The organism is Lyngbya sp. CCY1209 (assembly GCF_035615495.1).
GTDB lineage: Bacteria > Cyanobacteriota > Cyanobacteriia > Cyanobacteriales > Microcoleaceae > Limnospira.
In genome coordinates this window covers 1-8,130 of the sequence record NZ_JAJENU010000446.1, presented here as the reverse complement: position 1 = coordinate 8,130, position 8,130 = coordinate 1, and the positions used below count along the sequence as shown (strand labels likewise).

The following is an 8,130-nucleotide window of genomic DNA, read 5'->3' as shown; positions in this document are numbered from 1 at the left end:
TCCTCGGCGATGTCCTCTTCCTCAGACTCATCGGAATCGGTATCCTCGGCGATGTCCTCTTCCTCAGACTCATCGGAGTCGGTATCCTCGGCGATGTCCTCTTCCTCAGACTCATCGGAGTCGGTATCCTCGGCGACATCCTCTTCCTCAGACTCATCGGAGCCGGTGTCTTCTTCGCCATCATCGAGCCATCCCAAACTGGTGGAGTCATCCCACAGTTCTTCTTGGATAGGTTCATCTGCTTCCGAATCCGACTGAGTTACCCGCCGCAAGCGATCATTAGGTGGCTGATAATACTCGAGGTATTCAACCAACTCTTCATTAGTTGTACGAGTTGCACCTTCTCCTAGGTAATCGGTCAGACCTGTGCGATCGCCGAATTGATAGCTCAAGATGATCAGACCATCAGTAAATACAGTGCGAGTACCATTACCATCAACGTCCAGCATGGTATTGGCATCTTCAAAATACTCTTTCAACTCATCATTAAAAGTCCGTTGAGCCCCGTCTCCTTTGTAGCCCTCAAAGTCGTTGTTGCCACCAGGATTTATCAGGTGGGTCAGAATCATCAAACCATCACTAAATGTCTGATATCTGCCATCCCCATCAATATCCAACTCCCGGCGGACAATATTGAGTTCGTAATTGGGATTGGTGGCATCATCGACACCGGCAACCTTGATGTAAATGGTATTGTTCGTATCTGGGAAACCGATGGATTGGAAGTCAGAAGAATTAGGATTAGAACTCTTGACAGCATTGAGTGGCTCACCGTTAGCATCTAAGAGTGGATTACCCTCGGCATCTAACAGTTCCAGTGACAGTTCGCCGTCGCCTTCTTCGTATTCGATCGTAATCCCATTGGGATACCGTTCTGGAATCCGGGTGGGAGTCACCGCAAACCAATCCACATCTCCCTCGCCAATGGACAAACCGGGAATCGCGATCGACGTATCGGGTCCCAACTCGCCCAGGTTGTGGGCTTTGACTTGACTGTTGTTGTTCGTACTGCCTTCGAGGGCATCGGGCTCAATCTCAACTGCACCCGAAGCTCCCCGGACTGTCGGTGCATCCACTTCCAGGGTGTAGTCGGGGTTCTCATCTCCGGACACCTTAACGAAGTAGGTTCCTCGTGGTTGTCCTTCGAGACTGAAACTGACATTACCCTCATTGCCGGGAATCGTGCCCAATTGCCCGCTCTCACCCCGGTCAAAACTGCCGTTTTCATTGCCTTTGTAGAGTTCCAGGGTCAAGCTTCCGTCTTGTTCGGAGTTGATCTGAACGCTATCGGCTTCCGTACCCATACCCCGCATTTCAAAGCGATACCAGTCAACATCGCTGCTACTGTCGAGGGACAGGTCGGAGAACTGGTGATCGGGACCAGCCAGACGTCCGAGGTTGAACGCCAAGTTGGGCGAGTTGTTATTGAGGTTGCTGGTCGGGTTCCCGCTGAGGTCCGTGGTTTCGGCATAGTCCGCCTCGATCCGCCGGCTGCGGCTTTGGGCTTCGCTGCGATCGCGTCCCGTAAAGGCTTGCAGGAATTCTCCCCAGCGAGTATCCCTGACCAACTGATAGTTGTCAGCAGTGTAAATACTACTGTTCAAGTTACTGCCGACTGGTGGTAGGTAGATACTCAGACCCGAGACATTTCCCAGATTCACCTGATCGATGAGGACTTCATTATTAAGTGTTTGGGAAACATTGCGAGCTGCCGTAGCAATTGCCCCGGATGTCTGCCGGGCGATCGCATCCATAAAGCTGCCCAAATCTCGCTCATTAGGCTTGTCAAACGCTGTGGACGCCGAACGAGCTTGGATGATGGGAGTCCAATCTGGCCCGGTGCCAGTATCGAGGACGGCTTCGACAAATTCATCGATCGCGGTGTTGAGTGCGCCCAAGGCACCGGTTCGGATTGCCGATTGAGTTTCCCGATTGTTGTAGAACTCACCGTAGGAGTCCACGACTGCCTCGCCCATCTGTTCGGCATCCAAACGACCGCCAGCGATCGCCAGGTCTTGCAACCAGCCCGTATAATCCCAGCCCTGACCCGGTTCCAAATCCTGGGATGCGACGACCACCTCGGCCAGATCCTTGATTTCGTAAGCTTGCTCGACCAATCCTTGCAGGCAGGCGTCGAAACCGACGACCTTGAGATTGCCACCCAAGTTGGCATCTGTAATTGCCCCGGTCACCTCGCTCAAGGATAAGTTGGCGTTGCCATCGGTTTCATCCCAAGCGACACCGGACAGGCCGCCACCGTGATCCCAAATCACAACCGCATAATTTTCAGCTGGGTAGTTTTGGGCGCCCCACTGGATGAACTCGGTGAGGGTTGCCGGATCTCCCATGTTGAGTTCCTCGAGGGACTGCAAGTCGCTCGTGATCAAGCTGGTGTCGTTGTCGTGCTCAATCAAGCCCCGGCGGGTGTCTGTCCAGTTTCCGTTGCTGGTGTCGTCCCACCGCTCCGGCGAGCCATCGATGCGATCGATTTGAACCACCACATTGACGTTATCCGGCAGGTTGACGGCTTCCATTTCGTTGATGTCAACAATACCCGCACCTTCGAGGTTGTTGTCCGCGGCGATGTAGACCATAATCGTCCACTGGTCAGTATCAGAGGTATTGTTGGGATCGTTGTTGCTATTATCCTCATTTTCGCTGCTACCGCCGACCGTGGTGATATTCAGGCTGTATTCGGGGTTAGACACTTCCTCATAGCCGTAGACTTCAACCCAGTAGTCGCTGTCTGCGGTTCCCTCAAAGGTCACCCATTCCTCATTGGTGGTGCCTTCAGAAGTACCCAGTAGACTTTCTGAATCGTAAACTCGCAGGTCTACATCTCCTTCGGCGTGGTTGAAGTCGAGGCTGACCTCGACAGTGCCGTTACTGGAGGGCCTGAACTGGAACCAGTCGGTATCCCCTTCCGTGAGAGTGAGATCGTCTTCCCCGACATCGCGAGACCCGAAGAGATAAGCCGTGGCTTGGGTGTTGTTTTCTTCAAAGCGATCCGGACTGATTCCCGTCCCAGGACTCGAACTTCCTTCGAGGGGGGCATCAACCGTCAGTTGATATCCGGGGCTGGTCGCACCGTCGTACCCGAACACTTTGACATAGTAGGTGTCGGGAGCCAGTCCATCCAAGTAGATGGTTTCGACGTTGCCAACTCCCGCAGATTGTCTCAACGGAAATGCCCCAGTTTGGTCGTAAAGTTCAATGTCAATGTCTCCGTCGCCGTGGTTAAATCCATCCACCTGGACAAAATCCCCAAAGTTCCCCATCTCGGCGAGGTCAAACCTGAACCAGTCCGCGTTACCCGCTTCATGAATATTCAGACCGGAGATGGTGCTGTTGTCTCGCACCAGAGTCGCTGCTGTCAGAGAATCATTCGATTCATAACCATCCGGACCCGTAATCGTATTAGCATCATCATCCTCACTCGGAGCATCGGGTGCATCGATGGTGAGGGTGTAATTGGGGTTGCTGGCTCCGTCAAAGCCGTAAACACTGATGTAGTAGTTCCCGGCATCTAAATAAGCCAGACTGATGCTCTCTTCATCGGAAACGCTGTAGGAGCCGTCGATATAATTACCATTCCCGTCAAACAGTTCGAGATCGAGGTCGCCAAAGTCGTCGGTGAAGTTGATCCGAATTTCGTCGCCCACCTGAGCCTCATCGAGCATCTCAAACTCATACCAGTCGTATTCCACCTCCCCGGCCGGCGGCGGTGCAATCACCAGGTTCGAGTAAGTATTCAACCCCCTCAACTCTCGCAGATCCGATGCCGTTTCGCGAGAATTGTTAGACTCATAACTGTCATCTGAACCGACACCCACACCCGTATCATCACCCGGGGCGTTGATGGTCAGGGTGTAATCATTTTCGGCTCCGGCATAGCCATAAACATGGGCGTAATAGACTCCCGGTGCGAGTCCTTCCAGGCTCACGGTTTCATTATCGGTAACGCTGTAGGAGCCGTTGAGCGGGCTGTTGTTTGCATCGTAGAGTTCGAGGTCGAGGTCTCCGAAATCGTCTATAAAGTTGATCGTGACAGCATGATTCGCCCCACCCGTTCCGGTCATCTCAAATTGATACCAGTCATCGTCTAAGGCGGTCAGCACGGCACCATTCTCGATGAAGTTCACCCCTTGCAACACACCCAAAGGCCATGCACTCTCAAGACTATCATTCTCTTCTAAGCGATCGTCACGGCCGTTACCTGTACCCGTTCCCTCTGGTGCATCAATTATCAGAGTATAGTTGGGGTTTGTGGCTCCGCCATAGCCATAAACACGGGCGTAATAGACTCCCGCTCCCAGTCCGTCCAGGCTGACTATTTCATCATCAGTTATGCTGTAGGAGCCGCTCAATGGATTGACAGGATCCTCTGCTGCATACAGTTGGAGATCGAGGTCGCCCGCAGCATGAGAAAACTCGATCCGAACTTCATGATCGAAAAATCCATCACCATCAATCTCAAATCTGAACCAGTCGGACTCCTCTGATTCACCGACTTCAGGAGGGGCAATCACTAAGTTGTTGTAGACGTTGTTGTAACCCCGTCTGAGCCCCAAATTAGCAGAAGTGTTAGCTTCAGTTGCAGAATCGTTGGATTCATAGCGATCGTCATTACCAACGTTTCCCGTCCCGTAAGGAGCATCGATGATCAGCTCGTAATCAGAAGTGGTAGCCCCTTGGTAGCCAAACACTTGGGCATAATAGGTACCTGGGTCAAATCCTGCCAAACTAATACTTTCGTAATCGCCCGTACCGGTAGACGAACTGATCAGAGTGTTGCCATCAGAGTAAATTTTCAAGTCAAGGTCGGCAACAGAACCGTCAAATGCGATCGCCAGTTCATTTCCGAATACACCCTGCCCAGAGATATCAAAAGAAAACCAATCGTCATCCAGCAGGGCTAAATTGTCATAAGAGACTTCTCCCTGTACAGACCCCAGAGGAGACGCCTCTGCGAAGATATTATTGTCTTCGTATGGGTCATCCGATTGGGTTTGGGGGTTGTCAATAGCCAGAGTATAGTTTGGGTTGCTGGCTCCGTTCCATCCGTAAACTTGGACGTAATAGGTTCCCGCAGGTTGATTTGCCAAACTAATACGTTCTTCCTCTGAAGTGCTAGTTGAACTTCCAATCTGATTCCCCCCCGCATCGTAGAGAACCATGTCCAGATCTCCGAGGTCATGGGAGAAATTAATCCGCACCTCGGCATCAAATCCGCCCATTCCGCTGGTCGTGAAGGTGAACCAGTCATCATCTTCGGACTCAATGACCAGGTTTTCGTACTCCGCCAAGGCAGTCACGGAACCGAGATCAGCCGCCGTCTCGCGGGTGTCGTTGGGTTCGTACTCATCATTTGATGAGCCTCCTCCCGAGATGAACGGCGCAAAGATTTCGAGGTCATAGTCAGGGTTACTCGCTCCGTTCCATCCATAAACCTGAGCGAAGTAAGTACCCGCACTCGGTAGAGTGATACTCTCAAAATCTCCCGTACCTGCTGAACTGGTGAGGAAATTCCCATTGGCATCATAAAGTGCCAAGTCTAGGTCTCCATTCCCGCCGTTGAAGGAGATATCGACCTCGCCGTAGAAACTGCCGGTTTCAGGTTCAGAGGTTTCAAATTGAAACCAGTCTTCATCGCCGGACGGATCGATGCTCAGACCGTAATTACCGGTCTACCCATTAACTAGCCCTAAGAATGTTGCACTGGTCTGTGCATCATTCGGCTCTAAATAATCAACCATTTTAGCTTATCCATGAAACACCGCGATATCCAAATCTTGCCGAATGTTCGCCAATTAAAGGATTGCCAACCAGACCGATCGCCGATCGCCTTCGCGAACCATTGCAGCATTTGATTCTCACAAACCAACCCCTCTCGCTATCAAAAAGCGAGAGATTTTGAGACTCTGAAAGCCGAAAATATTTGAGTTCAAAAACCTCTGAACTCAGTCCTCCGGCTTGAGTGGACTGCCAATTCTAGTGCTGGGGTTGGCAATTTCCAATTGGGTATGACGAACGTGGGTCGGCCCACAATGTCGATCTTGACAGACCACGAAGAGGGTAAAGATTGCAGTCGTGACGGGGGTACAATCGCAAGCCAATCGACAAACAATGAATATGACACAGTGGTTGCCCCGGAAAAATGAGGGTCAGGAGGTTGGTGTTCTCATTTCACCCATCGGCTCCAGGGTCTCTTGGGCTTGACCTGACTTTTGTACCGACTCCGCAGCAGCAGTTCGCTTGATGACCACCCCATGAGTAATTCGACGATTTCATCGTACCTTACCGATTTGACTTTTCAGCAAAAAATAACAAAATTTAATAATTTGCTTTTCAATCCAACGCTTTTATTTACAAATTGTTACACGATACCCCCGGGAATTGGGCCATGATTCGAGTTCTAAAAAAGGGTGTTACATTTCCAGGCGGTGGAGTGCCGAGTTGACCCGATTTCTCAACACTGTGAGTGTACCAGAGTTGACAATGACGACTCATCCGATATACCAATCTGATAGAATGGGTTCCTGGAGAGTTCCCAGATCGGACTCGCTCCGATTTCGGTTTTGGCTTCGTTTTCGTTGCCGGCCGATCGCCTTAACTGCTCGAAGTAATCCCCCGATCGCGCAACTGCCGCATGAAAAATTCCTCCAGAGTGAGGCGGGATAAGTTCATGGAAATTAACTGTCCCCCATCTGCTTGTAAATGCTCCAAAAACGCTTGGGGATCGCCGGTGAGGTGTCCCTGCCAACTGTCCCGCTCCCTATCGAAATTTTCCAGCCAATTTTCGAGTGTTTCGCGATCGCCCCCCTTCCCCGTCACCGCGTAAGTTGCCGCCGTCCCCAACAACTCGTCCAGGGAACCGGCACAGATCAATTCCCCCCGCACCAGAATCCCGACGCGATCGCAAATCTTCTCCACGTCGGACAGGACGTGACTGTTAAAAAAGATCGTCTTTCCCTGGTCTTTGAGCGATAAAATAATCTCCCGGATCTGATAGCGCCCCATCGGGTCCAACCCCGACATCGGCTCATCCAGAAACACCAACTCCGGGTCATTAATCAACGCCTGAGCCATGCCGATGCGCTGCAACATCCCCTTGGAATACTGGCGCATCTGCTTTTTCACCGCCGCCGACTTCGCCAGTCCCACCAAATCCAATAACTCGGGGATGCGCCGGCGACTCACCCCCCGGGGAATTTGGAACAATTCTGCGGCGAACTCCAAAAACTCCCACCCCGTCAGGTGGTCGTAAAAATAGGGGTTTTCCGGCAAATATCCCACCCGCTGTTTCACCGGGCGATCGCCGATGGGTTTTCCCAGCAGCGACGCCCTTCCGGAGGTGGGACGCACCAACCCCAACAACAGTTTAAATAACGTCGTCTTTCCCGCCCCGTTTTGGCCGAGCAAGCCGAAAGTTTCCCCCCGATACAGCGTCAGGGTACAACTTCGCAGGGACTCGATTTTTTGGTTCATCCAAAACCCCGTCCGGTAGAACTTGCCCAAATTCTGGGTTTCCACCACCGGGACGGGTTCGGACTGGGGCGATCGCATTTCCAACTCAGGAGCCTGATTCATTTTTGCATCACATTCATGCGGACATATAGCAGTGTGAAATGATTCGTGAAAAATCGATCCGCTCAAAGCCCCCAGTATTGGGGGTTTGGGGGCCGGACAATTTTACAAATGGTTCCACATTGGGCTATATTCAATTTTTATCAGAAAATCGCGTCCGACACCCCCAACTGCCCCCAAACCGTTTTCGCCCCCACCGCGATCGCCTCGTCCACAATTTCCGGGAGATATCGCGATCGCCGAAAAACATTCACGATATCGATCGCCTCCGGAACCGTTTCCAAACAAGGATAGCAGGGCTCGCCATCAATTTCCGCCACAACCGGATTCACGGGATAAACGCGATACCCCTGCCGTTTCAAGAATTGGGCGATTTGATAGCTGGTGCGGTGGGGTTTGTCCGAGTGGCCCACCACCGCGATCGCCCGGGACTGCCCGAGCACCGCCGCCATCGCCCTGTCATCTACGTTGAGATCGACCATAATTCACAAAAGCCCCATCACCTGCGACCCACATAAAAAATCAGAAATCTGCGTCATCTGC

At 52.0% G+C, this 8,130-nt stretch carries 3 protein-coding genes; all 3 read right to left on the bottom strand.

The features are described 5' to 3' along the window. Positions 1 to 5,666: pre-peptidase C-terminal domain-containing protein (locus LKE08_RS14000; protein WP_375341429.1), on the bottom strand; the 5,666-nt coding region annotated here is incomplete at its 3' end. A gap of 943 nt (positions 5,667 to 6,609) precedes the next feature. After that, positions 6,610 to 7,590 (bottom strand): ABC transporter ATP-binding protein, encoded by a 981-nt coding sequence (locus LKE08_RS13995; RefSeq protein ID WP_324704852.1) that lies wholly within the window; start codon positions 7,588 to 7,590, stop codon positions 6,610 to 6,612. A gap of 140 nt (positions 7,591 to 7,730) precedes the next feature. Then, positions 7,731 to 8,069, bottom strand: a complete 339-nt coding sequence (locus LKE08_RS13990) for a CoA-binding protein (RefSeq protein ID WP_324704851.1) — start codon at positions 8,067 to 8,069, stop codon at positions 7,731 to 7,733. Positions 8,070 to 8,130: the final 61 nt, after the last annotated feature.

Bases quoted from the DNA above. Each gene is read 5' to 3' on its own strand.
- LKE08_RS13995 (WP_324704852.1), bottom strand. From the start codon at position 7,590: ATGAATCAGGCTCCTGAGTTGGAAATGCGATCGCCCCAGTCCGAACCC.
- LKE08_RS13990 (WP_324704851.1), bottom strand. From the start codon at position 8,069: ATGGTCGATCTCAACGTAGATGACAGGGCGATGGCGGCGGTGCTCGGG.